The 26,632-nt window shown below is 68.8% G+C and carries 29 protein-coding genes and 1 riboswitch; of the genes, 19 read left to right on the top strand and 10 right to left on the bottom strand.

Translation table 11 applies throughout. The features are described from left to right. The first annotated feature begins 13 nt into the window (after positions 1–13). Positions 14–145: a hypothetical protein gene (locus ABIE44_RS11905; RefSeq protein WP_354438030.1), complete on the top strand. Its 132-nt coding sequence runs from the start codon at positions 14–16 to the stop codon at positions 143–145. A gap of 246 nt (positions 146–391) precedes the next feature. After that, complete coding sequence (locus ABIE44_RS11910; protein WP_209717607.1) at positions 392–1,237, top strand: sigma-70 family RNA polymerase sigma factor; 846 nt, start codon at positions 392–394, stop codon at positions 1,235–1,237. 165 nt (positions 1,238–1,402) lie between these two features. On the opposite strand, the gene ABIE44_RS11915 is transcribed toward ABIE44_RS11910, so the two are convergent. Further along, the gene (locus tag ABIE44_RS11915; RefSeq protein ID WP_354438031.1) at positions 1,403–2,047 is read right to left on the bottom strand and encodes a GAF and ANTAR domain-containing protein; all 645 of its coding nucleotides are present in this window, start codon (positions 2,045–2,047) and stop codon (positions 1,403–1,405) included. A gap of 88 nt (positions 2,048–2,135) precedes the next feature. Here ABIE44_RS11915 and ABIE44_RS11920 point away from each other — a divergent pair, with 88 nt between their 5' ends. The 3 genes from ABIE44_RS11920 (at position 2,136) to ABIE44_RS11930 (ending at position 3,458) form a co-directional block, all read left to right on the top strand. Then, on the top strand, positions 2,136–2,366 hold the full coding sequence (locus ABIE44_RS11920) for a hypothetical protein (protein WP_209717601.1): 231 nt from the start codon (positions 2,136–2,138) through the stop codon (positions 2,364–2,366). Between the two features lie 139 nt (positions 2,367–2,505). Next, the gene (locus tag ABIE44_RS11925; protein WP_209717599.1) at positions 2,506–3,117 is read left to right on the top strand and encodes a flavodoxin family protein; all 612 of its coding nucleotides are present in this window, start codon (positions 2,506–2,508) and stop codon (positions 3,115–3,117) included. A gap of 14 nt (positions 3,118–3,131) precedes the next feature. Beyond that, positions 3,132–3,458: a plasmid stabilization protein gene (locus tag ABIE44_RS11930; RefSeq protein WP_209717596.1), complete on the top strand. Its 327-nt coding sequence runs from the start codon at positions 3,132–3,134 to the stop codon at positions 3,456–3,458. On the opposite strand, the gene ABIE44_RS11935 is transcribed toward ABIE44_RS11930, so the two are convergent. Continuing rightward, complete coding sequence (locus ABIE44_RS11935; RefSeq protein ID WP_209717593.1) at positions 3,455–4,948, bottom strand: aldehyde dehydrogenase family protein; 1,494 nt, start codon at positions 4,946–4,948, stop codon at positions 3,455–3,457. The genes ABIE44_RS11930 and ABIE44_RS11935 overlap by 4 nt on opposite strands. Before the next feature lie 284 nt (positions 4,949–5,232). Between ABIE44_RS11935 and ABIE44_RS11940 the strand changes: the two genes are divergently transcribed. Both ABIE44_RS11940 and ABIE44_RS11945 read left to right on the top strand, forming a co-directional pair. Then, positions 5,233–5,634, top strand: a complete 402-nt coding sequence (locus ABIE44_RS11940) for a hypothetical protein (protein ID WP_209717590.1) — start codon at positions 5,233–5,235, stop codon at positions 5,632–5,634. Then, positions 5,601–6,059, top strand: coding sequence for an ImmA/IrrE family metallo-endopeptidase (locus ABIE44_RS11945; RefSeq protein WP_209717587.1), 459 nt, complete (start codon positions 5,601–5,603; stop codon positions 6,057–6,059). Before ABIE44_RS11940 ends, ABIE44_RS11945 begins: the two co-directional genes overlap by 34 nt. A gap of 3 nt (positions 6,060–6,062) precedes the next feature. Here the strand turns inward: ABIE44_RS11945 and pdxY are convergent, their stop codons facing one another. Continuing rightward, positions 6,063–6,830: a pyridoxal kinase PdxY gene (gene pdxY, locus ABIE44_RS11950; RefSeq protein WP_354438032.1), complete on the bottom strand. Its 768-nt coding sequence runs from the start codon at positions 6,828–6,830 to the stop codon at positions 6,063–6,065. A 232-nt stretch (positions 6,831–7,062) separates the two neighbouring features. Between pdxY and ABIE44_RS11955 the strand changes: the two genes are divergently transcribed. After that, complete coding sequence (locus tag ABIE44_RS11955; protein WP_209717581.1) at positions 7,063–8,682, top strand: GMC family oxidoreductase; 1,620 nt, start codon at positions 7,063–7,065, stop codon at positions 8,680–8,682. Between the two features lie 102 nt (positions 8,683–8,784). On the opposite strand, the gene ABIE44_RS11960 is transcribed toward ABIE44_RS11955, so the two are convergent. From ABIE44_RS11960 to ABIE44_RS11980, 5 genes are all read right to left on the bottom strand, one after another. Continuing rightward, complete coding sequence (locus ABIE44_RS11960; RefSeq protein WP_209717579.1) at positions 8,785–9,567, bottom strand: dioxygenase family protein; 783 nt, start codon at positions 9,565–9,567, stop codon at positions 8,785–8,787. A gap of 36 nt (positions 9,568–9,603) precedes the next feature. Next, on the bottom strand, positions 9,604–10,296 hold the full coding sequence (locus ABIE44_RS11965; protein WP_209717577.1) for a uracil-DNA glycosylase: 693 nt from the start codon (positions 10,294–10,296) through the stop codon (positions 9,604–9,606). 9 nt (positions 10,297–10,305) lie between these two features. Then, the gene (locus ABIE44_RS11970; RefSeq protein ID WP_209717574.1) at positions 10,306–11,058 is read right to left on the bottom strand and encodes an SGNH/GDSL hydrolase family protein; all 753 of its coding nucleotides are present in this window, start codon (positions 11,056–11,058) and stop codon (positions 10,306–10,308) included. Positions 11,059–11,221: 163 nt separating this feature from the next. Further along, entirely contained in the window at positions 11,222–12,109 is an 888-nt protein-coding gene (locus ABIE44_RS11975; protein WP_209717571.1) for an SGNH/GDSL hydrolase family protein, read from the bottom strand. Continuing rightward, complete coding sequence (locus ABIE44_RS11980; protein ID WP_209717568.1) at positions 12,106–13,392, bottom strand: alpha/beta fold hydrolase; 1,287 nt, start codon at positions 13,390–13,392, stop codon at positions 12,106–12,108. The genes ABIE44_RS11975 and ABIE44_RS11980 overlap by 4 nt, the downstream gene beginning before the upstream one ends. A 114-nt stretch (positions 13,393–13,506) precedes the next feature. Here ABIE44_RS11980 and ABIE44_RS11985 point away from each other — a divergent pair, with 114 nt between their 5' ends. Next, positions 13,507–15,066 carry an FMN-binding glutamate synthase family protein gene (locus tag ABIE44_RS11985; protein ID WP_209717565.1) on the top strand — a complete coding sequence of 520 codons (1,560 nt, stop codon included), beginning with the start codon at positions 13,507–13,509 and terminating at the stop codon, positions 15,064–15,066. Here the strand turns inward: ABIE44_RS11985 and ABIE44_RS11990 are convergent. Both ABIE44_RS11990 and ABIE44_RS11995 read right to left on the bottom strand, forming a co-directional pair. Then, positions 15,063–16,466, bottom strand: a complete 1,404-nt coding sequence (locus tag ABIE44_RS11990) for a WS/DGAT/MGAT family O-acyltransferase (RefSeq protein WP_209717562.1) — start codon at positions 16,464–16,466, stop codon at positions 15,063–15,065. The genes ABIE44_RS11985 and ABIE44_RS11990 overlap by 4 nt on opposite strands. A gap of 84 nt (positions 16,467–16,550) precedes the next feature. After that, entirely contained in the window at positions 16,551–18,014 is a 1,464-nt protein-coding gene (locus tag ABIE44_RS11995; protein WP_209717559.1) for an alpha,alpha-trehalose-phosphate synthase (UDP-forming), read from the bottom strand. Between the two features lie 124 nt (positions 18,015–18,138). Here ABIE44_RS11995 and ABIE44_RS12000 point away from each other — a divergent pair, with 124 nt between their 5' ends. The 10 genes from ABIE44_RS12000 to groL all read left to right on the top strand — a co-directional run bounded on the left by ABIE44_RS12000 (position 18,139) and on the right by groL (position 26,590). Next, positions 18,139–18,435: a DUF3263 domain-containing protein gene (locus tag ABIE44_RS12000; protein WP_209723325.1), complete on the top strand. Its 297-nt coding sequence runs from the start codon at positions 18,139–18,141 to the stop codon at positions 18,433–18,435. Positions 18,436–18,442: 7 nt separating this feature from the next. Beyond that, a complete protein-coding gene (locus ABIE44_RS12005; protein WP_209717556.1) occupies positions 18,443–18,991 on the top strand; it encodes a LytR C-terminal domain-containing protein in 549 nt (182 codons plus the stop codon). 34 nt (positions 18,992–19,025) lie between these two features. Then, positions 19,026–19,871, top strand: a complete 846-nt coding sequence (gene otsB, locus ABIE44_RS12010; protein WP_209717553.1) for a trehalose-phosphatase — start codon at positions 19,026–19,028, stop codon at positions 19,869–19,871. 79 nt (positions 19,872–19,950) lie between these two features. Continuing rightward, positions 19,951–20,096, top strand: a riboswitch (SAM riboswitch). 11 nt (positions 20,097–20,107) lie between these two features. Then, entirely contained in the window at positions 20,108–21,379 is a 1,272-nt protein-coding gene (thrC, locus tag ABIE44_RS12015; protein WP_354438033.1) for a threonine synthase, read from the top strand. A gap of 22 nt (positions 21,380–21,401) precedes the next feature. After that, positions 21,402–21,677: a MoaD/ThiS family protein gene (locus ABIE44_RS12020; protein WP_209717536.1), complete on the top strand. Its 276-nt coding sequence runs from the start codon at positions 21,402–21,404 to the stop codon at positions 21,675–21,677. A gap of 81 nt (positions 21,678–21,758) precedes the next feature. Beyond that, entirely contained in the window at positions 21,759–22,154 is a 396-nt protein-coding gene (locus ABIE44_RS12025) for a hypothetical protein (protein WP_209717534.1), read from the top strand. Next, positions 22,151–22,795 (top strand): Pr6Pr family membrane protein, encoded by a 645-nt coding sequence (locus ABIE44_RS12030; protein ID WP_209717532.1) that lies wholly within the window; start codon positions 22,151–22,153, stop codon positions 22,793–22,795. Before ABIE44_RS12025 ends, ABIE44_RS12030 begins: the two co-directional genes overlap by 4 nt. 40 nt (positions 22,796–22,835) lie before the next feature. After that, positions 22,836–23,882 carry an amidohydrolase family protein gene (locus ABIE44_RS12035; protein WP_209717530.1) on the top strand — a complete coding sequence of 349 codons (1,047 nt, stop codon included), beginning with the start codon at positions 22,836–22,838 and terminating at the stop codon, positions 23,880–23,882. 27 nt (positions 23,883–23,909) lie between these two features. Next, positions 23,910–24,764 carry an ATP-grasp domain-containing protein gene (locus ABIE44_RS12040; protein ID WP_209717528.1) on the top strand — a complete coding sequence of 285 codons (855 nt, stop codon included), beginning with the start codon at positions 23,910–23,912 and terminating at the stop codon, positions 24,762–24,764. Between the two features lie 200 nt (positions 24,765–24,964). Continuing rightward, positions 24,965–26,590, top strand: a complete 1,626-nt coding sequence (groL, locus tag ABIE44_RS12045) for a chaperonin GroEL (RefSeq protein WP_209717525.1) — start codon at positions 24,965–24,967, stop codon at positions 26,588–26,590. Positions 26,591–26,632 lie beyond the last annotated feature (42 nt).

Raw genomic sequence — 26,632 nt, forward strand, 5'->3', positions numbered from 1 at the left:
GAAAGGAACGCCCATGACCCAGTTCTCGGCACCTCTGACGTGGCACGAGGGCACCGTCTCCTCGCCCCCGCTGGTGACGCTCTTGCTCGACCTCGGTCTCGCCGCGGCCCGGAGGATCACTCCCGGTGCGCATGGGCGAGCCTGATCCGGGTACCTGACGACCATGGCTATCCACGTGATCCACCCGCCGGCACGGAAGTCGGCCTTCGACCGCGCTCCGCTCGTGCTCGGCTGCCTTTGCTTGGTGGTGGCCGCGATCCTCTCGGTCACAATTCGCTGACCCGGGAAGGTTTCAGAGCCCCACCTGCTGGGGTAGACCTCCTGTGCGTTGCCTGACGCCGAGTCAAATCACTGGCTCACTCAGCGTCAGACACCTCCCAGGAGCAATCCCATGCCTACGGCAACCGATTCCTCTCTTCCCGTCACGGACGTCGACGTCGACCACCGTGACCGGTCCACCAAGACCCGCGAGCTGTTCGAGCAGGTCGACAGGTGCACGGACCCGCTCGAACTCGAGCGGCTCCACCACGAGATCGTGATCCTGAACCTCGGAGTGGCGGACGCTCTGGCGTCTCGCTACGGCCGACGAGGCCTGGACTCCGAGGACCTGAACCAGGTCGCCCGTCTTGCTCTGGTCCGCATCGTGCCGAAGTTCCGGTCCGAGTTCGGGCGAGACTTCCTCGCCTACGCCGTGCCCAGCATCCTCGGCGCACTGCGCAAGCACTTCCGTGACACCGGCTGGACCGTCCGCCCGCCCCGTCGCGTCCAGGAGGCGCACCAGGCGATCGCGAAGGCTCGACCGCAGCTGGTCCAGGAGCTCGGCCGGGAACCCACGATCTCCGAGCTCTGCGCCGAGACCGGCGTGGACGAGGAGACGGCGCTCGAGGCCCTCGAGGTCAACGACTGCTACTCCCCGGCGTCGCTGGACGCAGCAGTGAGGGCTGACGCCGAGGGCTCCGAGGCCACGCTCGGCGCCTTCCTCGGTGCGGACGACCCGGACATGGAGCGCAGCGAGGCGCGCGCGATGCTGCGGCCGCTCGTGGCCAAGCTGAAGCCGCGCGACCAACGCGTGCTGGAGCTCCGCTTCGTCCACGGCTTGACCCAGAGCGAGGTAGGCGAGGAGATCGGCGTCAGCCAGATGCAGGTCTCCCGGATCCAGTCCCGGATCCTCAGCACCCTGCGCAGCGAGCTCGGTGAGCTCACCGACGCGATGCCGACCTTGCCGGTGGCGAGTTGAACCCGGTCCCCGGGCCGGTGCTGACCTGGTTCCGCCTCCGTCTTCTGGTGGGTTCGGTGCTCCACCGGCTGGCCGGGGCCAGGGAGATGTGCTGAGAGTCCCGCGGTCCGAGCCGGATCTGCCTCCGGCTCGGGCCGCGGGACTGCTCGGTGCCCGACAGTCGGTTCAGTCGGGCAGCGAGCCGTGCTCGACGAGCTGGTCGGCGACTGCCCGCAGCTTGATGTTCTTGTCCTGCGAGTAGCGCAGGAGGACGGCGAAGGCCTTGTCGGGCGTGAGGTCGTACCGCTCCATCAGGATCCCCTGGGCCTGGCCGATCCGCTTGCGCGCGTCGACGGCCTGCCACAAGTTCTCCTCGGTGCGGGCCGCCCCGATCGCGACCGCGGCGTGCCGCGCCAGGATGTGCGCCACCTGCTGGTCGTCGGTGCTGAACTGGTGCGGCCGGGTGCCGTACAGGTTCAGCGTGCCGATGGTCGTCCCCGCCGTGTAGAGGCGGACGTTCAAGAGGCTGCGGACGCCCGCGGAGGCGACCATGGCTGCCCAACCGGGCCAGCGGGTCTCGGTGGCGGTGTCGTCGACGATGATGCTGATCCGGTCCTCGAGAGCGGCGAGGTCCGGTCCGTCGCCGGCCTCCATCTGGATCTCGTCCAGCCGCTCGATCAACGGGTCGGTCGCGGCGATCGTCTCCACGCGCGTCTTGGAGTGCACGAAGATGACACCGGCGTAGTCGCAGCCGACCGCCTTCAGCGCGTACTCCAGGACGAGGTCGACCGTCTCCTCGACGCCGGGTTCGTCGTGGAGACGGAGAGCCATCTCGGCGAACTCTTCTGCATCGCGGTTAGTGGGCACGGTCGAGCTCCTGGTGACGAGTAAGGGCAGGCTCAGGGGGTAAGGCAACGGTATGACGGACATTCGCGACCTGCGCAACGCCCGGATTGGACCCACGGACGAGAGCGAGGTGATCTCTGCTCTGGTCGCCGGAGGGCCGGCGACGGCTGGCGCTCTGCGAGAGCTCCCGCAGTTCCGTACGTGGAGTGAGCGTCGCCTGCAGCTCGCGCTCGGCGCCGCCTGGGTGGACGACAAGGTCAGTATCGACGAGAACGACGCGTTCGTCCCGCTGCGAACCTGGTGAAAGCTGCTCTGGTGCTGAGCACAGCGTGAGCATCGACGCCCCCCGTGCGTGGGAACCTTGCGGCCGCTTCATGACCTGGATCCGTGAGTTGCTGGGCCCATCCTGACATGAGCTGCTCCGGATCGGGCACGGGGCCCCCATGACGACGTTGAGAGCCCTGGCCCTGGTCTGCACGCTCAAGAAGGGCGACGAGAAATCCAGCTCCTCGCTGCTCGCCCAGCAGGTGTTGGACGAGCTCGCGCGCCACGACTGTGTCGGCGAGCTCGTGCGAGTGGTCGACCACGACGTGGCGTTCGGGGTCACCACCGACGAGGGCGACGGCGACGGTTGGCCGGCGATCCGGGAGAAGGTGCTGGCCGCCGACATCGTGCTGGTCTCCACCCCGATCTGGATGGGCCAGCCCGCCTCGGTCGCCAAGGTGGCACTCGAACGTCTCGATGCGGAGTTGAGCGAGACCGACGACGCCGGTCGCCCCTCGATGTTCGGCAAGGTCGCCGGCATCGCGGTCGTCGGCAACGAGGACGGCGCGCACCACGTCACGGCCGAGGTCGCCCAGGCGCTGGTCGACGTGGGGTTCACCGTGCCCGCCCAGGCGGTGACCTACTGGGTCGGCGAGGCGATGGGATCGGTCGACTACCAGGACCTGGACGAGGCCCCGGAGAAGACGGCCGGCACCACCCGCACGCTGGCGGCGAACGCGGCGCACCTCGCGCGGCTGCTGCGGGACGCGAACTACCCCGTGCCCGAGTGACAGGAGGAGTTGAGATGCCCCAGGGACAGTGGAGCAAGAAGCGGGAGCGGCAGTACGAGCACATCAAGGACGGTCTGACCGACAGGGGGAAGCCGGAGGACGTGGCCGAGGAGATCGCGGCCCGCACGGTGAACAAGGAGCGCGCGAGGCACGGCGAGGCAAAGGAGGCGAGCCGAACCTCGACCGAGGACATCTCGTCGTCCCGACGGGGAGGGCTTCGCTCGCACCGCGGCGCCGGTGGTCGCACGCGGGACCAGCTCTATGCCGAGGCCCGCAAGAAGAACGTGAAGGGACGGTCGAGGATGAACAAGGCCGAGCTGGAGAAGGCGGTCGGTCGCTAGACCCCGCGGCGCTTGGCGTAGCGGAGCTTGACCATCTTGCGGACCTGGTCGAAGTCCTCGGATCGACGGGGGTAGCTCTGCATGTCGGGACCGAGCTGGAACTTCTTGTTCGTCGTCGCCTTGGGGGCGGCGAACTCGCGAAGACCGTCGTCGCCGTGGAAGCGGCCGAAGCCGGAGTCGCCGATCCCCCCGAAGGGCACCGACGGCATCCCGACGAAAGTCAGCGCCGAGTTGATGGTGGTCCCGCCCGCCTTGATCCGACGGGCGATCTCCCTGCCCCGCTTGGCCGAGAACACCGAGGAGCCGAGACCGAACGGCGTCGCGTTCGCCTTGCTGATCGCTTCCTCGACGTCAGCGACCGTGTTGATCACGATCACGGGACCGAAGGTCTCCTCCTGCACCGCGACGTTGTCCTCCGGTACGTCGACCAGCACCACCGGGTCGACGAAGGGAGCGCGGATCGACTCGACCCCTCCGACCAGGGCGGTCGCACCCGCGGCGATCGCCTCGGTGACGTGGCGGCGTACGACGTCGATCTGGGCCGGCACGATCATCGGACCGTACGAGTCGTTCTCGCCGAGCCCGGCGGTCACCTGCTCGGCGATCTCCTTGACCCGGGCGAGGAACGGCTCACGCACCGCCCTGGTGACGTAGACGCGCTCGATGCCGACGCAGGCCTGACCTCCGTTGAAGAAGCCGCCCCACACGACGGCTTGGGCTGCGTTCTCGACGTTCGCGTCCTCGGCCACGATCGTCACGTCCTTGCCGCCGAGCTCGAGCAGCACCGGGGTGAGGTTGTCCGCGCACGCCGCCATCACCTTGCGGCCGGTCGGGACCGATCCGGTGAAGGCGATCTTGTCGAGGCCGGCCTTGCACAGGGCGGAGCCGGTCTCGGCGAAACCGGTCACCCAGGTGATCAGGCCTCGAGGTGCGTCGGGGTTGGCGTCGTAGAACGCGTCCATGACCAGCACCGAGCTGGCCGGCGCGTACTCGCTGGGCTTCACAATCGCGGCGTTGCCGGCGGCGAGCGCGTACGCCAGGCCGCAGAGCACCGTGTAGATCGGTACGTTCCAGGGGGCAATGACGCCGGCGACCCCGAGCGGCGGGTAGGACACCTCGGCGCCGAAGTTGAAGAGGGCCATCCCGGGGGAGACCTTGCGGGGCCTCAGCACCCGCTTCGCGTGAGCAGCGGCCCAACGGAGGTCCTCGAGACCGGCGATCAGCTCGAACTGGACGTCTCCGCGCGGCCGACCCGTCTCGGCGAATCCGAGGTCGCAGATCTCGTCCGATCGCTGGGCGATCGCGGCGATCCAGCGGTTGATCCGCTTCTTGCGCCCGGCGAACCCGAGGCCCTCCCACCACACCTGGGCCTCGCGCGCGCTGGCGAGGCGCTCCGCGATGTCCTCGGCGGTGTGCACGGGGAACGTGCCGACGGACTCCCCGGTGGCGGGGTTGGTCACCGTGAAGGTGTCGGTGGCGGTCTGGGTCATGCGGCTCACGGTAGTCCGCGCGACCGGGAAGTGGAACAGGTTCTACTGCAGGAAATCTTGTTCCCAGAAAGCCCCAGAAGATCGAGGCGATCGAGACCAGATTGCCCGGATCTGGCGCGATAACACCCGAAAGATCCGTGGCGTTCGGGGTAAGTGTGCCTTGTTGTGCCGAAATATTCCGCCACTACATCCCAGGTGTACAAGGTCGAGGCCTCTGGGGTTGCCTCAGTACTCCGAGATCAACCCCGGTAGTCCGTTCTCCCGGCTCCCAGCACCGAGGATCCATGGCTCAGACCAAGAACCAGCAGCGCGCAGCCCAGGCTGTCGCGGCGTGGATGGCCCAGCACGAGTGGAACAACACCCAGCTGGTGGCGCAGGCGAACGCTGATCCCGGGACCATCGGCGACTTCCTCAACGGCAAGCGGTGGCCGAAGATCGGCACGCAGGGACGGATCGAGAAGGCGCTCGGGTGGGCGCCCGGCACCCTGCGGTCGATCGCGATGGGTGGACCGGCTCCCGAGCTGGTCACCGCTGTCGGTGGTCGCCACGAGGATGGCGAGCAGCACGACGACGCCCTGCGCTTCCGGCGACCGGCAGGGTTGACCGACGAGCAGTGGCACGAGATCAAGGACAAGGTTCGGGGCATCATCGAATGGCAGATCGAGCTCACCCTCCGGGAACGCTGACCTACGACCCTGCCGCCGACGTCGCCGAGCGCTACCCGGGCTGGGTCGTCGCGACGGTCGACCTCGGCGGTCTCGTCCCCGAGGTTCTCTGCTGGACGCGCAGGATCATCCTGATCGAGCGCGAGCAGAGTGCTCATGCCCGCCGCAGCTCGTTGGCGCACGCGGTCGCGCACCTCGACCTCGGCCACGCGCGGACTCTGAACGGCCACTTCGAGCGGCGCGAGGAAGCACAGGCGGACCGGCTGGCTGCTGACCGGTTGATCCCCCTCGAGGACTTCGCGGCGGCGTTGGCCTGGTCGCAGAACCGACGGGTCGTCGCCGACCAGCTCGGTGTCGACCTGGAGATGCTGGCCGTGCGCGAGGACGGACTCAGTCGGTCCGAACGCACACGTCTGCGCCGCCGGGTTGCCCGCGTGCGTCGTTGATCCTCAACCCACCTGCTCGACCACGAACTGCAGGCGCGGGTGCGCGTAGGTCTCCTGCGACTCGATCAGCAGCAGCTCGCGCGAGCCGGCCGTCAAGGTGTTCTCCAGCAGGTCGAACACACTGGAGACGGTCCGCGCGAGCGCGGTGCACGGGTCGCCCGTACTGGTGACGTGGGTGGAGAAGAGGGCAGCCGTCACGTCGCCCGATCCGTTGGCCTTCATCGGCAGCCTGGGAGTCCGGACCTGCCACGCGCCCTCGGCGGTGACGGCGAGCATGCCGGTCTCCTCCTCGGTCAGCCCCTCGTGCTCGATGCTGGTCACCAGCACGGTGCCGGGGCCGCGATCGCGGACGACGGCGACGGCGTCGAGCACGGCGGCCAGTGGCGGCCGGTCGGTCCCGAGCTCCGGCCGCCCGGTGAGCTCGCCGAGCTCGAACTGGTTCGGGGTGAGCAGGTCGGCTGCGGGCAGGATCCGGTCCTTGATCAAGGGCGGGATCGCCGGGTTCACGAAGCACCCGCTGCGGGCGTTGCCCATCACCGGGTCGCACGCGTAGACGGCTGCCGGGTTCGCCGCCTTGACCCGGGTCACGGCATCGAGGATCACCTCCGCGATCTCCGGGCTGCCCTGGTAGCCGGACAGGACGACGTCGATGTCGGTCATGGCTCCGCGCTCCTCGATCCCGAGGACGACCTCGTGCACCTCGGCTCCGGGGAAGACCGGACCGCGCCACGCGCCGTACCCGGTGTGGTTCGAGAACTGGACCGTGTTCACCGCGAGCACCTCGTGGCCCAGGGCGCTGCAGCGGGAAGACGGCCGCGCTGTTGCCGACGTGGCCGTACGCGACGGCTGACTGGATCGAGAGGATGCGCATCCCCTGATCCTGTCACCCCAGGTCGGGACCTCCGGCCCTCGTCCCGCTCTGGCAGGAGAAACTAGAACTTGTTACATTTATCCGGCCCGGGCGTGACCCGGCTCACTGCGCGTACGAATGAGGACTGAAACCATGGCAAAGCAGCGCTCCAACGAAGCCGACTACATCGTCGTGGGGTCGGGCAGCTCCGGTAGCGCCGTCGCCGGGCGACTCGCCCAGGCCGGTCACTCGGTCATCCTGCTCGAAGCGGGCAAGAAGGACGACAAGTTCCTCACCAACAAGCCGGGCATGATCGGACCGATGCACGCGGTCCCGCAGATCAAGAAGACCGTCGACTGGGGTTTCTACTCGGTGCCCCAGAAGCACATCCTCGACCGCAAGATGCCGGTCCCGCGCGGCAAGGTCGTCGGCGGCTCGAGCTCGGTCAACGGCATGGTCTACGTGCGCGGCAACCGCGCCAACTACGACTCGTGGGCGGCCGAGGGCAACACCGGGTGGGACGCGGACTCGGTCAACGCGGCGTACAAGAAGATGGAGGACTTCGAGGGTGGCGCGGACGACTACCGCGGCGCCGGCGGTCCGATCCGGATCTCGAAGTGCAAGTTCCCCCAGGAGGGAACCCACCAGTTCATCAACGCCGTCTCGAACGCGCTCGACGTCCCGATCAACGAGGACTACAACGGCGCCTCGCAGGAGGGCATCTCCTACATGCAGCAGAACGCTGCCGACGGTCTGCGGTACAGCGCCTCGCGCGGCTACGTGCACAACCTGAAGCCGGCCACCCTGGAGCTGCAGAGCGAGGTGATGGTCAACAAGGTCGTCATCGAGAACGGTCGCGCGACCGGGGTCGAGGTGACCGACAAGAAGGGCAACCGGACCATCCGCGCCGGCAAGGAGGTCATCCTCTCGGCCGGGTTCGTCGGGTCGGCCCAGATCCTGATGCTCTCCGGTGTCGGTCACGCCCAGCACCTCAAGGACCACGGCATCCAGGTCGTCTCCGACCTGCCCGTCGGCGACAACCTGCACGACCACATGTTCCACGCCCTGACGTTCCACACCACGTCGACGAAGATGAAGGGCAGCCCGACCTTCTTCGCCAAGGGCATCACCAAGGAGATCCTGCGGCCGGGGACGACGTTCCTCGCGAACTCGGTCTTCGAGTCCGTGGGCTTCGTCAAGACCTCGCACTCGGTCAACGGAGTGCCGGACCTGCAGCTGCACATGCTGCCGTGGTCCTACGTGTCGCCCAACCAGGACGAACCGATCATGCACGACGTCGACCCGCGCACCGCGATGACCGTGCTGGTCTCGCTGATCTACCCGCGCAGCCGCGGCACCCTGCGGCTGGCGAACACCGACCCCACGTCGACGCCGCTCATCGACTTCAACTACCTGGCCGAGACCTCCGACCTCGACACGCTGCTCGAGGGTTCCGAGATGACCCGCGCGATCATGGCGGACCCGGCGTTCGGCGGCCACGTCAAGGAGGAGATCCACCCGGGCATCGGGCTGCAGGGCAGCGACCTGCGCAACGAGATCCTCAACCGCGCGACGTCGATCTACCACGGCGTCGGCACCTGCCGGATGGGCGTCGACGAGCTCTCGGTCGTCACTCCCGACCTCAAGGTCAAGGGCGTCGAAAGCCTGCGCGTCGCCGACGCCTCGATCATGCCGAGCATCACCGGCGGCAACACCAACGCCCCCGCGATCATGATCGGCGAGAAGGCCGCGAGCATCATCCTCGGCCACTGACGTCGTGTCGGAATCACACCCTCCGGTGTGATTCCGACAGATCGGCACGTTGCAACGGGTCAATCTGTCGGTTTCACGCCAGATGGTGTGAAACCGCAGCGCTCACGCGACCAGCAGGCTGCGCTTGCTCAGACCCATCCAGTAGCCGTCGATCACCTGGTCGCCCGGGGCCTCGGGGTCGAGCGCGGCTCCGAGGGTGACGAACAGCGGCGTGTAGTGCTCGACGGTGGGGTGCGCGTACGGCATGCCGGGCGCCTTGGTCTGGTACGCCGCGAGCTCGTTGACGTCACCGCGGCCCAACGCCTCGGCGGCCCACAGGTCGAAGTCCTTCGACCAGCCGGGTGCCTCGGCCTCGATCCGGAACTCCTTGAGGAACGGGAGACCGTGGGTCAGGAATCCGGAGCCGATCACCAGCACGCCCTCGTCGCGCAGCTCGCGGAGCCGGCTGCCGAGGGTGAGCAGCTTGAACGGATCGTGGGTCGGCAACGACATCTGCAGCACCGGGATGTCCGCCTCCGGGTACATGATGCTCAGAGGCACCCAGGCGCCGTGGTCGAGCCCGCGGCTCGCGTGCTGGTGGACCTGCTCGGTGTCCGGCATCATCGCGGCGACCCGCTGCGCCAAGGCGCTCGCGTCGGGGGTGTCGTAGCGCAACCGGTAGTACCGCGGGTCGAACCCGCCGAAGTCGTAGACGAGCTCGGTGCCCGGGCCGCTCGCGCTGAGTGCCAGCGGGGCGGACTCCCAGTGCGCACTGACGATGAGGATCCCCGTCGGCCGCGCCATCGTCGCGGCGAGGTCCTTCAGCTGTCCCGACCAGACGGGGTCGTCCAGGAGCGGGGGAGCGCCGTGGCCGATGTAGAGCGCAGGCATCCGGGGTTCGGTCATGGCGGTCATACTAGTTCAACTTTCAACGACTAGCGACTATTCCGCAGGCAGTGCCCAGTCCACCGGGTCCGCCCCTTGGGCGACCAGGAGCGCGTTGACCGTGCTGAACGGGCGTGAGCCGAAGAACCCGTTGCGCGCCGAGAGCGGACTCGGGTGCACCGACTCCACGCAGGGGACGGCCCCGAGGCGGGGTCGCAGCTTGCGGGCGTCGGCTCCCCAGAGGATCGCGGCCAGTGGTCCGCCGCGTGCGGCCAGGACGTCGATCGCGCGCTCGGTGACCGGCTCCCACCCTTTGCCCCGGTGGGCGTTCGAGATGTTCGGGGCGGTGGTCAGAGTCCTGTTGAGCAGCGTCACCCCGGCGTCGGCCCAGGCGGAGAGATCACCGTTGGCCGGTACCGGTACGCCGAGGTCGGACACCAGCTCCTTGTAGATGTTCACCAGGCTCGGCGGCAGCGGGCGGACCTCGGGTGCCACCGAGAAGCTCAACCCGACGGGGTGGCCGGGGTTCGGGTAGGGATCCTGGCCGACGATCAGGACCCGTACGTCGGCCAGGGGGCGGGCGAAGACGCGCAGGACCTTGTCCCCGGAGGGCTGGTACCCGCGACCAGCAGCGATCTCGGCGCGCAGGAAGGCACCCATCCGGGTGATGTCGTCCTCGACGGGCGCCAGGGCGGCTGCCCAGTCCGGCGCCATCTGCCCCTTCGCGACCAGGTCGGTCAGTGCGCCCATCCCGTCGACCTAGGACGCGTCGAGCAGCGCGGAGAGCTTGTCGGCGACCGCCACGTGGTAGGCCTCGAACGGGTGGAACGGGAGGGCCTCGCCGGCGATCGTCTGCTGGCCGTTGACCCAGGGTTCGTCGGAGCAGATGTCGTGCCCGGTGGACGCCTCGTACATGTCGACGAAGTCGACCTGCTCCTTCTTCGCGACCTGCTTGAGCTCGTCGTTGACCGCGACCGCCATCCTTCTCGCGCGTTCGGCGGCCTGGCCCGGGAGCGGCAGCTCGGAGTCGCAGACGCCCTTGTCGGGGAGCGATCGCGGGTAGCCGATCAGCACGATCCGAGCGTCGGGAGCGGCAGCGCGGATCGCAGCCAGGTTCTTCGTGATCCCGGTACCCATCTTCTTGACCAGGTCGTCGAGCTCGGACTCGGGCCGGTCGAGGTACGCCCGGCACGTCTCCGACACCTTGTTGGTCAGCGAGTAGCAGCTGAGGGTCACGATGGTGCCGAGGTCGTTGTCGTTGATCCCCATGCCGAGGGTCACGAGCTTCGTCTGCCTGGTCACCGCCTCGAGCTGCGGGGGGTTGGCGCCGCCGCTCGGGAGGTACTGGGTGTTCTCCAGGTCTTCGGAGTCGGCGCCACCGCACGACGCGTCGGTGAACCCGACGAGGTTCTCCTTCTCCGCGAGGAGGGAGGGGTAGTTGTCGAACGCTCTGTAGCAGCTCGAGTCCCGGTACGGACCGTCACCGGCGACGGCGGTGTACGAGTCCCCCATCGCCACGTACTCGCTGTTCGACGGTGTGGGCGCGGGTGGAGGTGGCTCCTCCTTGCCGCACCCCGAAACCACGAGGAGCGCGGTACTCAGGACCACCGCGCCAGCAGAACGTCGGCGCCGTGGTGCACGGGCAGGAGCAGGAGGCGTCATGGCGCCTTCATTATTACCGGGCCTGCGAAGTGGAGCGGACGACGTCCAGGATGGCGTCCGCCACCGCCTGCTGCTCGGCCTCCACCGGGTGGAACGCCTGCTGCTTGCCCGGCTTCGTCCGGAAGCTGTTGACCCACGGAACGTCCGAGCACGCGGTGTGATCGGCAGACAGCTCGGCGACGTCGATGAAGGTCGACCCTGTCTGCGACGCTGCAGATCGCAGCAGCGTGTTGATCTTGTCGAGCACGGTCGCGGCGTAGTTCAGCTGCACGTCCGTCATGTCGGGCAGTGCGTCGCACAGGCCGGTCTTCGGCATCAGCTGCGGGTAGCCGACGACGATGATCTTGGCCCTGGGCGCGACGTCCTGGAGCGTCCGAAGGGCTGTCGTCAGGCTGGTTCCGTACGCGGTGGTCGCCCTCAGGATCGTGGGCGCCAGGACATCGTCGCCGCACGGCTCTGCCGTGCAGATGCGGAACATGTCCTGAAGCAGGTTGCCGTCCTCGATGCCGATCCCGATCGTGATCAGGTCGGTGTCGCTGGCCACGGCGTCGAACTGCGGGCGGAGCTCCTTCTTGCTTCCGGGCGCCTTCGAGGCCGACGTCAATGCCTTCGTCGTCGCCCCTACGCAGGTGGCGTCGACGAGAACGCTGGCGGACACTCCCGTGGAGACCAGGTGCGGGTAGTTCTCCTTCGAACGCAGACACTTCAGCGACTTCGAGGTGTCCGCGCCGAGGTACGGCGCCGAGGCGAACCCGTCGCCCAGGGCGACGTACTTCTGCACCTTCAAGGTTGGCAGCGCGCTCGGTTCGGCCGACCCGAACCCACCGGAGCCGCATGCCGCGAGCAGCGAGAAGCCGATCGTCAGGGCTGCGCCCCGGACGAGGTGACGGGTACGGGTCATCGCTTGGGCGCCAGGTCGCGCGACGACGAGGAGGAGAACCGACGGTCGCGGTTGGATCCGATCGCGGAGCGGTCGGGCGCGACCTCGGCGGCCGGCTTGGCGGCGGTCTTCTTCACGGCTGCAGTCTTTCGCGCCGGTGCCTTCTTCGCAGCCTTCTTCGCAACCTTCTTGGCGGGTCTGGCCGCGACCTTCTTCACCGGCTTCTGCTCGCGGTCGTCCGGGGTGGAGTACTGAGCGATCCACTCGTCCATGACCACCCACGTCGTCTGCCGGGCGGCGCGGCCGGTCAGCATGCCCAGGTGTCCGCCAGGGACGATCTCGAACCTGACCTCGTGCGCGTTGGTCAGCAGCGGCACGACAGCCTTCACTGCGGGGATCGGAGCGATGCCGTCGGTGTTGCCGGCGAAGACCAGGACCGGGACCTTGATGTCGGACAGCTTGATGTCCTGGCCCGAGAGGTTCACCTTTCCCGTGATCAGCTGGTTGTGCTTGAGCACGCGGTGGTACATCTGGCCGAACGTGCGGCCGGGATAGGCGATCATGTTCGCGGTGAACCGGTCGACCGCCTCGATCTGGGCGAGCCACTCGGCGTCGTCGAGGTGCTGCAGCGTCGCGATCGGCTTGGTGAGCAGCTTCGTGCCGCTGCTGAGCTGGAAGGCGCGGCGGACCAGAGGCTTCGGAGCACCGCCCATCGCGCGGTAGATCCGGGTGACGATGCCGCCGTCGGTGATCTTCAGGATCGGGCGCAAGGGCGCGACCAGCGGAACCTCACGGACGTCGAACGGAGACCCGACGATCGTCAGCGACGCGATCGGGAGCTTGGCGTCCGAGGCCGCGACCAGCGCTGCGAAGATGCCGCCCAGCGACCAGCCGACGACGTGCACCGGACGCCCGCCGGCGTGCGCGCTGACCTCGCGGATCGCCTCGGGGATGACCTCGTCCACCCAGTGCTCGAGCCCGAAGTTGCGGTCCTTGAAGGAGACCTCGCCGTACTCGACCAGGTAGGTCGGTCGACCGGCCTTCACGAAGTGCTCCACCAGGGAGCAGTCGCGACGCAGGTCGAAGCAGATCGCTGGAGCCGCGAGCGGGGTGACGAGGAGGACCGGGTCGCCGGTCGTCCGCACCTGCTTCTGCGGTCGGTAGTGGTAGACCTCGCGGAGCGGACCGTCGTCGATGAGGGTCCGGGGCATCGGTCGGAGGTCCGCCAGCCCGCCGTACAGCACCTTGTGGGCGACGTTGCTGGCAGCGGAGGCGACCTGGTCCGGCTTCGGGATCAGATCCATGGGGCGAAAATTACCAACAAAGCCCTGAACCGGCGCATCGTCCGCTCCCTGGACCGTGGGAACGGGATCACCGGGTCGTGGACAGGCGCCGTCGGGAGAGGTAGGACAGGGCCCATGAGACTGAGCCGCTTGGCCGGGGGTGCGGCGGTCGCGATCGGCGTCGTCGCCGTGCGGGACCTCACCCAGAAGAAGCATGCGTTGATGCGGAACTTCCCGGTGCTGGCGCACGCGCGCTACTGGCTCGAGACGATCGGGCCGGAGCTGCGGCAGTACATCGTGACCAGCAACGAGGAGGAGCGCCCGTTCAACCGGGACCAGCGCACCTGGATCTACGCCTCCGCCAAGGAGGAGAACAACTACTTCGGGTTCGGCACCGACGTCGACGTGGAGCACACCCAGGGCCTGGCCTACATCAAGCACCGCACCTTCGCCGACAAGCTCCCCGACGACCACGACAAGTCCGGCCGGCTTCCGAGCGCCAAGGTCCTCGGCGGGCCGCGAGGTCGAGCCGGGGCGTTCCGGCCGGCGTCCGTCGTGAACATCTCGGCGATGAGCTTCGGATCGATGTCGAGCGCCGCGATCGTCGCGCTGAACAAGGGTGCGGCCGGAGCGGGCTGCCTGCACAACACCGGCGAGGGCGGACTCTCGCCCTACCACCGCAGCGGCGGCGACCTCGTGCTGCAGATCGGAACGGCGTACTTCGGCTGCCGCGACGCGAGCGGCAACTTCGACGTCGAGCGGCTCAAGGAGGTCGTGGACTCGGCCCCGGTGAAGGCCATCGAGATCAAGCTGAGCCAGGGAGCCAAGCCCGGCCTCGGTGGCCTGCTGCCTGCGGCGAAGGTCACCCGGGAGATCGCCGAGATCCGCGGGATCCCGGAAGGTCAGGACTGCTCGAGCCCGTCCCGGCACACCGCGTTCGGCGACGTCGACAGCATGCTCGACTTCGTGGAGCACGTCTCGGCGGAGACCGGCCTGCCCGTCGGGATCAAGTCGGCCGTCGGGGAGATGCAGTTCTGGTACGACCTGACCCGGTTGATGGCGCGCGGCGATCGCGGCGTGGACTTCGTGACCATCGACGGCGGCGAGGGCGGCACCGGAGCAACGCCCCTGATCTTCGCCGACTCGATCGCCGTCCCGTTCCGGATGGGCTTCGCGCGGGTGTACGGCGCGTTCGCCGAGATGGACCTCACCGACGAGCTCACCTTCATCGGCTCGGGCAAGCTAGGGCTTCCCGACAACGCGGTGGTGGCGTTCGCGCTCGGCGCGGACATGGTCAACGTGGCGCGCGAGGCGATGCTCTCGATCGGTTGCATCCAGTCGCAGAAGTGCCACACCGACACGTGCCCGACCGGGGTCGCCACCCAGAACAAGTGGTTGGTGCACGGGCTCGACCCGACGCTGAAGTCGCAACGCTGCGCGAACTACGTGACCACGCTGCGCAAGGAGCTGATGAAGGTCTCGGCGGCCGTCGGGGTGCCGCACCCCGGTCTGATCACCGCCCGCGACGTGGACATCTTCTGCGGGAACTACGAGGCCCGCTCGCTGGCCGCGGTCTACGGCTACAAGGACGGGTGGGGTGAGCTCGGTCCCGAGCTGGCCGAGGAGATCACCCGGGTGATGCACCCGCAGCCTGCGTTCGACGAGGGCCCGGTGCTCGACCGGATGGGCGACTAGAGGCCGAGCGCCGCCTCGAGGGCCTCGAGCTCCTCGCCCGCGTGGACAGCGATGCGCTGCAGGGAGGGGATCGAGTCGCGGCAGCCGGTGAAGCCGATGTTGAACTCGCCGTCGTAGGACACGGCGGTGATGTTCAGCGCCTGGCCGTTGAAGAGTAGCGAGACCGGGTAGATCTCCTCGAGCCGGGAGCCGTCGAGGTAGCGCGCCTCGGCCGGCCCGGGCACGTTGGAGATGACGACGTTGGAGGCAGGTCGGCCGCGGCCCCCGAAGCCGAGGATCGACTGCGACATGAACGGCGCCATCAGGACCGCGGTGTAGGCGTCCATCGCGAGCGAGCCGACCTGAGGCAGACGTTCCTTGCCGAGCTTGGTGGAGGCCTGGATCACCCGGATCCGCTCGACCGGTGCAGCGACGTCGGTGCCGAGGCTCGAGTAGAGGAACGTGATCGCGTTGCCGACCCCGGCGCCGTCTCCCGCTTCGCGGACCGAGACCGGGACGTTCGCGATCAACGATTCGGACGGCAGGTCGCCCAGCTCGGTCAGGTACCGACGCATGGCTCCTCCGCAGAGCGCGAGGAAGACGTCGTTGAGGCTGCCTCCGGTGGCCGTGGACACGGCCCGGAGCCGGTCGATCGGGTAGTGCTGGGTGGCGAACCGGCGCGGGGTGTGGATGCGGCCGTTGAACACCGTCTTCGGAGCGCGGAAGGGTACGGCGCGGTCGGCGTCCTGGGTGCCCATCAACGACTCGCTGTAGGTCCGTCCGAGCGACCCGGCCACCGCGCTCGCACTGGACACCGCGGCCGCGATCGGCGCCGTCTGGTGCTGGGCGGGGACGGGAGCCTTCTCCTTGGGCGGGAGCCCGGACTGGTCGGGGCCGTGGGTGCCCACGGCCCAGGGCGGCAGCATGCCGCGGGTCTCCGGGTCCGCGGACAGGATCCGCCGCAGCAGCCGGATGCCCCCGACCCCGTCGATCTGGGAGTGGTGCACCTTCATGTACATCGACCACTGCTGACCGGCTTCGTCCTCGAGACCCTCGATCATGTGGCACTCCCACAGCGGGTACCGGCGGTCCATCTTCTGGGAGTGCAACCGCGAGACCAGGACGCCGAGCTCGCGCTGGGATCCGGGGCGCGGCAGCGCGTTGTGCCGGAAGTGGTAGTCCAGGTCGATCTCCTCGGGCGTGAGCTCCTTCCAGCTCGGCAGCGGGGCCATCTTCAGCAGGTAGTTGAAGGGAGCCGCGAACTCGCGGACCTCCCGCCAGCGGGAGACCAGGTCGCGCACGAAGTCGGGTCGGTCCTCGGGGACGCGGAAGGTGGCGAGCATCGCCACCTGCATCGGCGTGCGGTGCGACTCGGCGTACAACCAGGCGGAGTCGTTCGCCTTGAGGACTTTGCGGCTCATCCGCGCAGACTAGGGCGCGGGTCCTGGCCCCGGCCAGGTTTCCACAGCTCGGCGTCGCCGAGCGGCCGACTGGTCCAGACCCGGTCAGGTACGCCGTGCGGGCTTGACCTGCTTCGCGTGACCCGGTCGAGCGACTCGCAGGTCGGCGAGGAAGGCGTTGGCCCAGTGCTCCACGTCGTTCTCGGCGACCGTACGACGCATCGCCTTCATCCGCCGGTTGAGGTCCTTCTCGTCGGCCTGGTAGGCGTCGAGCATCTGCGCCTTCATCCCGTTGATGTCGTACGGGTTGACCAGGTAGGCCTGCTTGAGCTCCTCGGCGGCGCCGGCGAACTCGGACAGCACCAGCGCGCCGTCGTCGGAGTACCGGCACGCGACGTACTCCTTCGCCACCAGGTTCATGCCGTCGCGGAACGGCGTCACGACCATGATGTCGGAGGCGACGTACAGCGCCGCCATCTCCGCCTGCGGGAAGGCCGCGTTCAGGTAGGAGATCGCCGGGCGACCGATCCGGCCGAGGTCGCCGTTGATGTGGCCGACGAGGCGGTCGATGTCGTCGCGCAGGATCCGGTACTGGTCGACGCGCTCGCGCGACGGGCTCGCCACCTGCACGAAGGTCGCGTCCTCCACGCTGAAGTGGCCGTCGTGGATGAGCTCGCTGAAGGCGCGCAACCGGGCGTAGATGCCTTTGGTGTAGTCCAGTCGGTCGATGCCCAGGAAGATCTTGCGCGGGTTGCCGAGGTCCTCGCGGATCTGCGCGGCCCGGGCCTGGACGGCCTCGGAGCGGGCGAGCTCCTCGAACTGGGCGGTGTCGATCGAGATCGGGAACGCCTTGGCCGTGACGACCCGACCGTCGGGCAGGTACACCGAGTCCCGGTGCGTCTTGTGGCCGACCCGTTGCCGGACCAGCCGGATGAAGTTCTGCGCGGCACCGGAGAGCTGGAAGCCGACGAGGTCCGCGCCGAGCAGACCTTCGAGCAGCTCGCGGCGCCACGGCACCTGGGAGAACAGCTCGGCGGGCGGGAACGGGATGTGCAGGAAGAAGCCGATGCGCAGGTCCGGGCGCAGCTCACGCAGCAGTGCCGGCACCAGCTGCAGCTGGTAGTCCTGCACCCAGACCATCGCGCCCTCGTCGGCGACCGCGGCGGCTGCCTCGGCGAACCGGCGGTTGACCGTCACGTAGGCGTCCCACCACTCCCGGTGGAACTCCGGCTTGGCGACGACGTCGTGGTAGAGCGGCCAGAGCGTCGCGTTGGAGAAGCCCTCGTAGTACTCCTCGTACTCCTCGGCCGACATGCTCACCGGGACGAGGGTCATCCCGTCGTTCTCGAACGGTTCGAGGTCCTCACCGACGTCGCCGGGCCATCCGATCCAGGCGCCGTCCTGGCTGTTCATCACCGGCGCGAGGGCGCTGACCAGGCCGCCGGGGGAGCGGCGCCACCTGACCGCGCCGTCCGCGCCGACGAGCCGGTCGACCGGCAGCCTGTTGGCCACGATGACCAGGTCGGCGCGCGGGACTGCTGTCTTGCGGCGGCGGCTGGATCCAGTCACGTGATCCACCCTAGCGGGGGCGTCCGAGCGCCGGGACGCGCCCGAGCGGATCGAATGACATCCGTGTGGTTCGTCCCCTAGGATGAGAGACGTCCACCTGCAGCACCCCGAGGAGTCGACGACGATGGTCGCCAACCAAGCACTGAGTTCCGGGCAGCCCGAGGAGTCGGGTCTCCTGTCCGAGCGCGATCAGGGCATCCTCGACTTCGAGCGGCAGTGGTGGAAGTTCGCCGGGGCCAAGGAGGCCGCCGTGCGCGAGAAGTTCGACATGAGCTCGACCCGGTACTACCAGGTGCTCAACGCACTGATCGACCGTCCGGAGGCGCTCGAGCACGACCCGCTGCTGGTGCGCCGGCTGCGTCGTCTCCGCGCTGCTCGTCAGCGCCAGCGCTCCGCCCGCCGTCTCGGGTTCGAGCTCTAAGCACCTGATGTCCTCGCGACGCCCGACCCGAGGTGCTGCCCGTGACGCAGCCGGTGTGGTCCTGCCGACCCGGGTGATGGTGCTGAGCATCTCCGCCGTCGCGCTCGCCGGTCTCGGCTTCATCGCCACCCAGGGCAACGACGACAACGGCCCGGCCAAGGTGTCGCCCGCCGCGACCTCGACCGTGCCGCCGAGCCCGACCCCCACGACACCTCCGATCACCGAGGGGCCCGGTGGGCCGGTGAGCACCCCCAGCACTCCCAAGCCCCCGAAGCCGGTCAACAAGGGCAAGACGACCGTGGTGGTCTTCAACAACACCAACATCAAGGGGCTCGCCGGCGCGACCGCGACCCGGGCCGAGAAGGCCGGTTGGAACATCTTCAAGACCGACAACTGGCACGGGTCGGTCGACGCGAGCACGGTCTACTACGGCCCGAAGATGCGAGCCGCTGCCAAGCTGCTCGCGGCCGACCTGGACATCACCCGCATCAAGGCTTCGTTCGAACCGATGAACCCCAAGATGCTGACCGTCATCCTCACCACCGACTACCAGTAGTCAACCGCTCGACCGCCTCTGCGAGAGTGGAGCCATGGAGCTGAGCGCCCCGGAGGACGCGGACCAGTACGACGCCGTCGTGGCAGTCGGTGCTCGTCTGCTGATCGCGCTGGACTTCGACGGGACCCTGTCGCCGATCGTGGGCAACCCCGAGGTCGCGCACATCCACGAGCGCGCGGGCGACCTGCTGACCAGGCTCGCCGACCGCGTCCGCACGATCGCGGTGATCACCGGCCGACCGGCCCGGCAGGTCCTGGCGCTCGGAGGGCTGGACGACGTCGGCGACGAGATCGGTCGGCACGGGCACGAGCTCGTCGTGCTGGGGCAGTACGGCAACGAGCGCTGGACCTCCGCCGGACGCCGGGTCGTCTCACCGAAGCCGCCGAGCGGACTGGCCAGCCTGATCGGGGATCTGCCGCGGATCCTCCGACAGGCCGGTACTCCGGACGCGCACATCGAGGAGAAGGGTCTTGCCGTCGGGGTCCACACCCGGCGCTGCGCGGACCCGAAGGCCGCGTTCGACGCCCTGCTCCCGGTGCTGACCGCGGCGGCGCAGGCGCGCAACCTGACGGTCGAACCGGGCCGCTACGTCATCGAGATCCGCGCAGGCGGCATGGACAAGGGCATCGCGCTGCGGTCGCTGGTCGCGGAGCACGACGTCGGAGGGATCGTCTTCGTCGGTGACGACCTCGGCGACGTTCCCGCCTTCACCGCGGTGCGCGAGCTGCGTGCGCAGGGGATGCCCGCCCTGCTGGTCGCGTCCGGTTCGGACGAGGAGTCCGCCCTGCGGGACCTCTGCGATGCGGTCGTCGACGGGCCCGACGGGGTGATGGACTTCCTCGAGGTCCTGCACGACCGGCTCGCGCGGCCGAACCCGTGATGTCCGCAATTTGAGACATCGGTCTCAGATTTCGGAATCGATGTGCACCGGAGGCGGGATCGTCTCTACGCTGGTGCACAGCTCATCGAGAGGGACTGAGGGAACGGCCCGTTGAAGTCCCGGCAACCGCCGCTCGAGCCTCCGTCTCCGGATCGTCGGATCGGAACCGTGCGGTGTGGTGCCAAATCCGTCCTGGTCCGAGAGTCGGCCCGGGGAAGATGAGAAGGAGGCCTCCTTTGAGCAACGTCACTGAGACATCGACCGGCACCGTGCTTCGCGACGGCGCCTTCGGTCACGCCACCGGACTCATCTGTCGGGAGTGCGGCACCACCCAGGAGCTCGGACCGCACTACGCGTGTCTGGAGTGCTTCGGTCCGCTCGAGATCGCCTACGACTTCCCGTCGGTGACGCGCGAGCAGATCGAGGCCGGCCCCGCGAACATCTGGCGCTACAAGGCGCTGCTTCCCGTGCCCGACGACATCGAGTCCTCGCCGAACACCGAGCCCGGGTTCACCCGGCTGCTGAGGGCCGACAACCTCGGCCGCGAGCTCGGCATCGCCGACCTGTGGGTCAAGGACGACTCGACCAACCCGACCAACTCCTTCAAGGACCGTGTCGTCGCGTGCGCCCTCAGCGCCGCCGTCGAGTTCGGTTCAAAGGTCTTCGCCTGCCCCTCGACCGGCAACCTGGCCAACGCGGTCGCCGCCGCCGGCGCGCGTGCGGGCATCAAGACCGTCGTGTTCATCCCGAGCAACCTCGAGACCCCCAAGCAGGTCAACTCCGCGATCTTCACCGAGTCATTGGTCGCCGTCGAGGGCAACTACGACGACGTCAACAAGCTGGCCTCGGAGATCGCCGGCGAGGAGGACGGCTGGGCGTTCGTCAACGTCAACGTCCGTCCGTTCTACGCCGAGGGCTCCAAGACCCTCGGCTACGAGATCGCCGAGCAGCTCGGCTGGCGCCTGCCCGACCAGATCGTGATCCCGGTCGCCTCGGGCTCGCAGCTGACCAAGGTCGACAAGGCGTTCGGGGAGCTGATCAAGCTCGGGCTCGTCGAGGACAAGCCGTACAAGATCTTCGGTGCGCAGGCCGAGGGCTGCGGTCCGGTCGCCACGGCCTTCAAGGCCGGCGTCGACGCGATCCGCCCGGTCAAGCCGGACACGATCGCCAAGTCGCTGGCGATCGGCAACCCGGCTGACGGCATCTACGTGCTGGACATCGCCCGCCGTACCGGGGGTGCGGTCGAGGAGGTCACCGACGACGCCATCCGCGACGCCATCGTCCTGCTGGCGCGGACCGAGGGCATCTTCACCGAGACCGCCGGGGGCACGACCGTCGCCGTGCTCAAGAAGCTCGTCGAGACCGGACAGCTCGACCCCGAGCTCGAGACCGTCGTCATCAACACCGGTCACGGCCTCAAGACCCTGGACGCGATCTCGGGCCAGGTCGGTCCCGTGGCGACCATCGCACCGACGTACGACGCGTTCGCCGCGTCCGGCATCGTCTGACCACCACTTCTCGAGGAGAACCATGAGCGTTTCCGTCCGCATCCCCACCATCCTGCGCACCTACACCGGGGGCGAGTCCGAGGTGGTCGCCGAGGGCGCCGACCTCGGCGACGTGCTGGACAACCTCGAGTCCAACCACCCCGGGATCAAGGCCCGGGTGCTGGACGACGGCGGCGACATCCGTCGGTTCGTGAACGTGTACGTCGGCAACGACGACGTCCGCTTCCTCGACGGCTTGGGCACCGCCACCCCGGCCGGCACCTCCATCTCGATCATCCCCGCCGTCGCCGGCGGCTGATCGGAACGATCTCGACCGAGACCCCTGGAGCACTGCTCCGGGGGTCTCGTCGTTCGTGCGCCGTGCTGGCAGAGTGAGACCGTGAGCAACCAGGCAGTCGCCCTCGCGGCAGGAGCAGCACTCGGAGCCGTCACGGCTGAACCGCTGCGTCGACGCGGTGGTCGCGCACCGGTGATCGGCGCCGGCGTCGGACTGGTCACCGCTGCGGTGATCTACCCGGCCGCACGCCGCGAGCACGAGCGCTCGGTCGCGCTGCTCGTCGAGGGCGCCGTCGTGGTCGGCGCGACCGCACTGGCCGCCGTCGCCGCCGGGCGCGCGCCGGTCACCGGCCGTCGGCTGCTCGCCCTCGGCTGGGCGGCACACGCGCTGTTCGACTTCGGCCAGGGGCCGAGCCCGGACTCGCGTCTGCCCGGGTGGTACGCGCCGCTCTGCGCCGGGTACGACTTCGCGCTCGCCGGGCAGCTGCTCCGCCCGTGACCCGCGCTCGCGCGTTCCACGCGGTCACCTTCGCCGTCGCGGCGCTCGCCGTCGTGCTCCAGCTCGTCCTCGTCCTCCAGGGCCACAAGGTGCTCGACGAGAACAACCGCCCGGACACCGGCACCCGGCTGATCCGGTTCTGCTCCTACCTGACGATCTGGAGCAACGTCCTGGTGGCGTGGTCGGCGCTCACGCTCGCGCTCGGACGCGACCGGGACACCAGGGTCTGGCGGGCGCTGCGCCTCAACGCCGTGGTGCTCTGCTTCGGCGGTGGCATCGTGCACTTCTTCTTCCTGCGCCCGCTTCTCGACCTCGACGGTGCCGACCTGCTCGCCGACAAGCTGCTGCACCTGGTCGCGCCGCTGCTCGGACTCGTCGGCTGGCTGGTGTTCGGGCCGCGCGGTCGCGCCACGACCGACGATCTCGTGCCGTTCCTGCGGCTGCCGGTCTTCTGGCTGCTCTACACGCTGGTCCGGGGCGCCTTCGTCGACTGGTACCCGTACCCGTTCATCGACGTCGGCGAGCACGGGTACGGGATCGTCCTGGTGAACTGCCTCGGGGTCGGGGTGCTGATGTTCGGCCTCGCGTACGGGGCCGTGAAGCTCGATGCCCGGCTCGCCAGGGCGCAAGCCGCGACCTGAGGAAGCGCCGCTCGGCGTCGTCGTCTGGAAGGCTGAGGCGATGACGACCCTCCCGGACGGCTTGCGAATCGTCGACCCGCACATCCACCAGTGGGATCCGTTCACCACACCGCGGGTCGTCTCGACGCCCGCGAAGCTGGTCCGGCGCCTGCCTGTGCTGCGGCCGGTGATCGAGGCGCTCCTGCCGCGGGGCGACCGCGAGTTCGTCGGCGACCCGGTGAACGTGATCAACGAGTACCTGCCGACCGACTACGCCGCCGACGCCGGCGAGCTGCCGGTCGGGGCGGTGGTGCACGTCGAGGCGGCGTGGAAGGACCATCGCGTCCTCGGTGGGGCCGGGGAGACGACCTGGCTCGGCACGCTGCCGTTCGGGGCTGACGGGCTTCCCCGTCTCGGTGCGATCGTGTGCCATGCCGACCCGCGGGACCCCGACGTCCGGCCGCTCCTGGACCGCAACCTCGCTGCGGGGCCGGTGCGCGGCATCCGGTGCTCGGCCGCGCACCACCCGGACCGCGGGGTGCGTTCCTGGGCCGACGAGGGGATGCTCACCAGCCGTGAGTTCCTGGCCGGCTTCGCCGCGGTCGCCGAGCGCGGTCTGAGCTTCGAGGCCTGGGTGTACTCGCACCAGCTCGGTGAGGTGGTCACCCTGGCCCGGGAGTATCCCGAAGCCACGATCGTGCTCGACCACTACGCCACCCCGGTGGGGATCTTCGGGCCGCGCGGACGCTGGACCGGACAGACCGAGGCTGACCGGCGCGACCTGCTCGCGCGCTGGTCCGACGAGATCGCCGCCCTGGCTGCGCTGCCCAACGTGGTCGCCAAGCACTCCGGTCTCGGGATGCCGGTCCTCGGCTGGACCGGGCCGGTGAGCGCGACGCGGTACCGCGACGCGGTGGCCCCGCTGGTGACCCGTGCTCAGGAGCTCTTCGGTGCGGACCGCACGCTGTGGGCGTCGAACTTCCCGATGGACAAGCCGACGATCTCGATCTCGACGACGGTGGACACCCTGCTGGAGCTCCTGCCCTCCGCCGACCCGCGGAAGCTGCTGCGGGACAACGCCTGCCGCGTCTACCGGCTGGACCTCTGAGGAGCTCTGCCTGAGAGGCTGGACCCCATGACCGACCTGCTGCTGGTGACGTGCTCCGCCTTCCCCGACGGTGAGCCCGGGTACGAGGCTCTCGACACCGCGCTGGCCGATCGCGGCGTCGAGGCGCGCTGGGTCCGCTGGGACGACCCCGACGTCGACTGGGAGTCGGCGCTGGTGGCCGTCCGGTCGACCTGGGACTACGACGTCCGGCTCGAGGAGTTCCTGGACTGGGCGCGTTCGGTCCCGAAGCTGCTCAACGGTGCCGACGTCTTCGCCTGGAACACCGACAAGGCCTACCTCCTCGAGCTGGACGCTGTCGGCGTGCCGATCGTGCCGACGATCTCGGTCGACGGGGAGGAGGACCTGCCCGCGGCGATCGCCGCGTGGGACACCGCCGTGGTCAAGCCACGGGTGGGTGCCGGAGGCCGCGGCGTGGTCGTCTTCGACGGGACCGACGGTGGTCCCGAGGGCCTCGACGAGTCCGCACTCGGGGCCGGTCCGTGGATCGTGCAGCCACTGGTCGCCTCGGTCCGCACCGAGGGGGAGTACTCGGTCTACGTCATCGGGGGCGAACCGCGCTCGATGGTGCGCAAGCTGCCGGCCGGCGAGGAGATCCGGGTGCACGAGGAGTACGGCGGCAGCACGGCACCGGTGCCCCGGACCGCGGAGGCTTCCGACCTCGCCCGGCGGACCGTCCGAGCCGCCGAGGAGATCCTCGACGCCACTCTGGTGTACGCGCGGGTGGACCTGCTCCGGCTCGCCGACGGGACCCTCGCGGTGAGCGAGCTCGAGGTCACCGAGCCGGGTCTGTACCTCGAGGAGCTCCCCGAGAATGGTAGGGCGTTCGCGGCGGCGGTCGCCGGCGTGCTGGCCCGCTCCTGAACGTTTGCACTCTCAGGGGTCGAGTGCTAACAATTGACATTGGCACTCTCCCTTCGAGAGTGACAACCAGCACCACCCCAGGGCCGAGAACGTCGAGGTCCGAAGGCGCCGCCGGGAAGGGTCCGGCGGGTCAGCCCGGACCGTCCGTCGCGGGCGACCGATCGGCCACCCACTCATCTGCGTGAGGAATCGCAAGAGTTATGCCGAAGCTGATTGCTTTCAACGAGGAGGCCCGGCGCGGTCTGGAGCGTGGCATGAACACGCTCGCCGACGCCGTCAAGGTCACCCTGGGCCCCAAGGGCCGCAACGTCGTGCTCGAGAAGAAGTGGGGCGCCCCCACGATCACCAACGATGGTGTGTCCATCGCCAAGGAGATCGAGCTCGAGGACCCGTACGAGAAGATCGGCGCCGAGCTGGTCAAGGAAGTTGCCAAGAAGACCGACGACGTCGCCGGTGACGGCACGACGACCGCGACCGTGCTCGCCCAGGCGATGGTCCGCGAGGGTCTGCGCAACGTCGCCGCGGGTGCCAACCCGATGGCGCTGAAGCGCGGCATCGAGAACGCCGTCAAGGCCGTCTCCGACGCTCTGCTCGAGATGAGCAAGGACGTCGAGACCAAGGAGCAGATCGCGGCTACCGCGTCGATCTCCGCCGCCGACACCACCGTCGGTGACGCCATCGCCGAGGCGATGGACAAGGTCGGCAAGGAAGGTGTGATCACCGTCGAGGAGTCGAACACGTTCGGCCTCGACCTCGAGCTCACCGAGGGCATGCGGTTCGACAAGGGCTTCATCTCCCAGTACTTCATGACCGACCCGGAGCGCATGGAGGCCGTCCTCGACGACCCGTACATCCTGATCGCGAACCAGAAGGTCTCGACCGTCAAGGACCTGCTGCCGCTGCTCGAGAAGGTCATGCAGTCCGGCAAGCCGCTGCTGATCATCGCCGAGGACGTCGACGGCGAGGCGCTCTCGACCCTGGTCGTGAACAAGATCCGTGGCACCTTCAAGTCCGTCGCCGTCAAGGCTCCGGGCTTCGGTGACCGCCGCAAGGCCATGATGCAGGACATCGCCATCCTCACCGGTGGTCAGGTCATCTCCGAGGACGTGGGCCTCAAGCTCGAGTCGACCGGCATCGAGCTGCTCGGTACCGCGCGCAAGGTCGTCATCACCAAGGACGAGACCACCATCGTCGAGGGCGCCGGCGACGAGGCCCAGATCGAGGGTCGCGTCAACCAGATCAAGGCCGAGATCGAGAAGTCGGACTCCGACTACGACCGCGAGAAGCTGCAGGAGCGCCTGGCCAAGCTGGCCGGCGGCGTTGCGGTGATCAAGGTCGGTGCCGCCACCGAGGTCGAGCTCAAGGAGCGCAAGCACCGCATCGAGGACGCCGTTCGCAACGCGAAGGCGGCCGTCGAGGAGGGCATCGTCGCCGGCGGCGGCGTCGCCCTGGTGCAGGCTGCCGACAAGGCTTTCGCCAAGCTGGAGCTCGAGGGCGACGAGGCGACCGGTGCTGCCATCGTGAAGCTCGCGTCCGAGGCCCCGCTGAAGCAGATCGCGGTCAACGCTGGTCTCGAGGGCGGCGTCGTGGCGGAGAAGGTGCGCAACCTGCCCGCCGGCCAGGGTCTCAACGCGGCCAACGGCGAGTACGTCGACATGATCGCCACCGGCATCATCGACCCGGCCAAGGTCACCCGTTCGGCGCTGCAGAACGCTGCGTCGATCGCCGCGCTCTTCCTCACCACCGAGGCGGTCGTCGCGGACAAGCCGGAGAAGGCCGCCCCGATGGGCGACCCGACCGGCGGCATGGGCGGCATGGACTTCTGATCCACCGCTGACAAGGCACAGGCAGGACCCCGGTCTCGACCG

The sequence above is a fragment of the Marmoricola sp. OAE513 genome, assembly GCF_040546585.1.
Classification (GTDB): domain Bacteria; phylum Actinomycetota; class Actinomycetes; order Propionibacteriales; family Nocardioidaceae; genus Marmoricola.

Bases quoted from the DNA above. Each gene is read 5' to 3' on its own strand.
- ABIE44_RS11905 (WP_354438030.1), top strand. From the start codon at position 14: ATGACCCAGTTCTCGGCACCTCTGACGTGGCACGAGGGCACCGTCTCC.
- ABIE44_RS11910 (WP_209717607.1), top strand. From the start codon at position 392: ATGCCTACGGCAACCGATTCCTCTCTTCCCGTCACGGACGTCGACGTC.
- ABIE44_RS11915 (WP_354438031.1), bottom strand. From the start codon at position 2,047: ATGGCTCTCCGTCTCCACGACGAACCCGGCGTCGAGGAGACGGTCGAC.
- ABIE44_RS11920 (WP_209717601.1), top strand. From the start codon at position 2,136: ATGACGGACATTCGCGACCTGCGCAACGCCCGGATTGGACCCACGGAC.
- ABIE44_RS11925 (WP_209717599.1), top strand. From the start codon at position 2,506: ATGACGACGTTGAGAGCCCTGGCCCTGGTCTGCACGCTCAAGAAGGGC.
- ABIE44_RS11930 (WP_209717596.1), top strand. From the start codon at position 3,132: ATGCCCCAGGGACAGTGGAGCAAGAAGCGGGAGCGGCAGTACGAGCAC.
- ABIE44_RS11935 (WP_209717593.1), bottom strand. From the start codon at position 4,948: ATGACCCAGACCGCCACCGACACCTTCACGGTGACCAACCCCGCCACC.
- ABIE44_RS11940 (WP_209717590.1), top strand. From the start codon at position 5,233: ATGGCTCAGACCAAGAACCAGCAGCGCGCAGCCCAGGCTGTCGCGGCG.
- ABIE44_RS11945 (WP_209717587.1), top strand. From the start codon at position 5,601: ATGGCAGATCGAGCTCACCCTCCGGGAACGCTGACCTACGACCCTGCC.
- ABIE44_RS11955 (WP_209717581.1), top strand. From the start codon at position 7,063: ATGGCAAAGCAGCGCTCCAACGAAGCCGACTACATCGTCGTGGGGTCG.
- ABIE44_RS11960 (WP_209717579.1), bottom strand. From the start codon at position 9,567: ATGACCGAACCCCGGATGCCTGCGCTCTACATCGGCCACGGCGCTCCC.
- ABIE44_RS11965 (WP_209717577.1), bottom strand. From the start codon at position 10,296: ATGGGCGCACTGACCGACCTGGTCGCGAAGGGGCAGATGGCGCCGGAC.
- ABIE44_RS11970 (WP_209717574.1), bottom strand. From the start codon at position 11,058: ATGGGGGACTCGTACACCGCCGTCGCCGGTGACGGTCCGTACCGGGAC.
- ABIE44_RS11975 (WP_209717571.1), bottom strand. From the start codon at position 12,109: ATGACCCGTACCCGTCACCTCGTCCGGGGCGCAGCCCTGACGATCGGC.
- ABIE44_RS11980 (WP_209717568.1), bottom strand. From the start codon at position 13,392: ATGGATCTGATCCCGAAGCCGGACCAGGTCGCCTCCGCTGCCAGCAAC.
- ABIE44_RS11985 (WP_209717565.1), top strand. From the start codon at position 13,507: ATGAGACTGAGCCGCTTGGCCGGGGGTGCGGCGGTCGCGATCGGCGTC.
- ABIE44_RS11990 (WP_209717562.1), bottom strand. From the start codon at position 16,466: ATGAGCCGCAAAGTCCTCAAGGCGAACGACTCCGCCTGGTTGTACGCC.
- ABIE44_RS12000 (WP_209723325.1), top strand. From the start codon at position 18,139: ATGGTCGCCAACCAAGCACTGAGTTCCGGGCAGCCCGAGGAGTCGGGT.
- ABIE44_RS12005 (WP_209717556.1), top strand. From the start codon at position 18,443: ATGTCCTCGCGACGCCCGACCCGAGGTGCTGCCCGTGACGCAGCCGGT.
- otsB (WP_209717553.1), top strand. From the start codon at position 19,026: ATGGAGCTGAGCGCCCCGGAGGACGCGGACCAGTACGACGCCGTCGTG.
- ABIE44_RS12020 (WP_209717536.1), top strand. From the start codon at position 21,402: ATGAGCGTTTCCGTCCGCATCCCCACCATCCTGCGCACCTACACCGGG.
- ABIE44_RS12035 (WP_209717530.1), top strand. From the start codon at position 22,836: ATGACGACCCTCCCGGACGGCTTGCGAATCGTCGACCCGCACATCCAC.
- ABIE44_RS12040 (WP_209717528.1), top strand. From the start codon at position 23,910: ATGACCGACCTGCTGCTGGTGACGTGCTCCGCCTTCCCCGACGGTGAG.
- groL (WP_209717525.1), top strand. From the start codon at position 24,965: ATGCCGAAGCTGATTGCTTTCAACGAGGAGGCCCGGCGCGGTCTGGAG.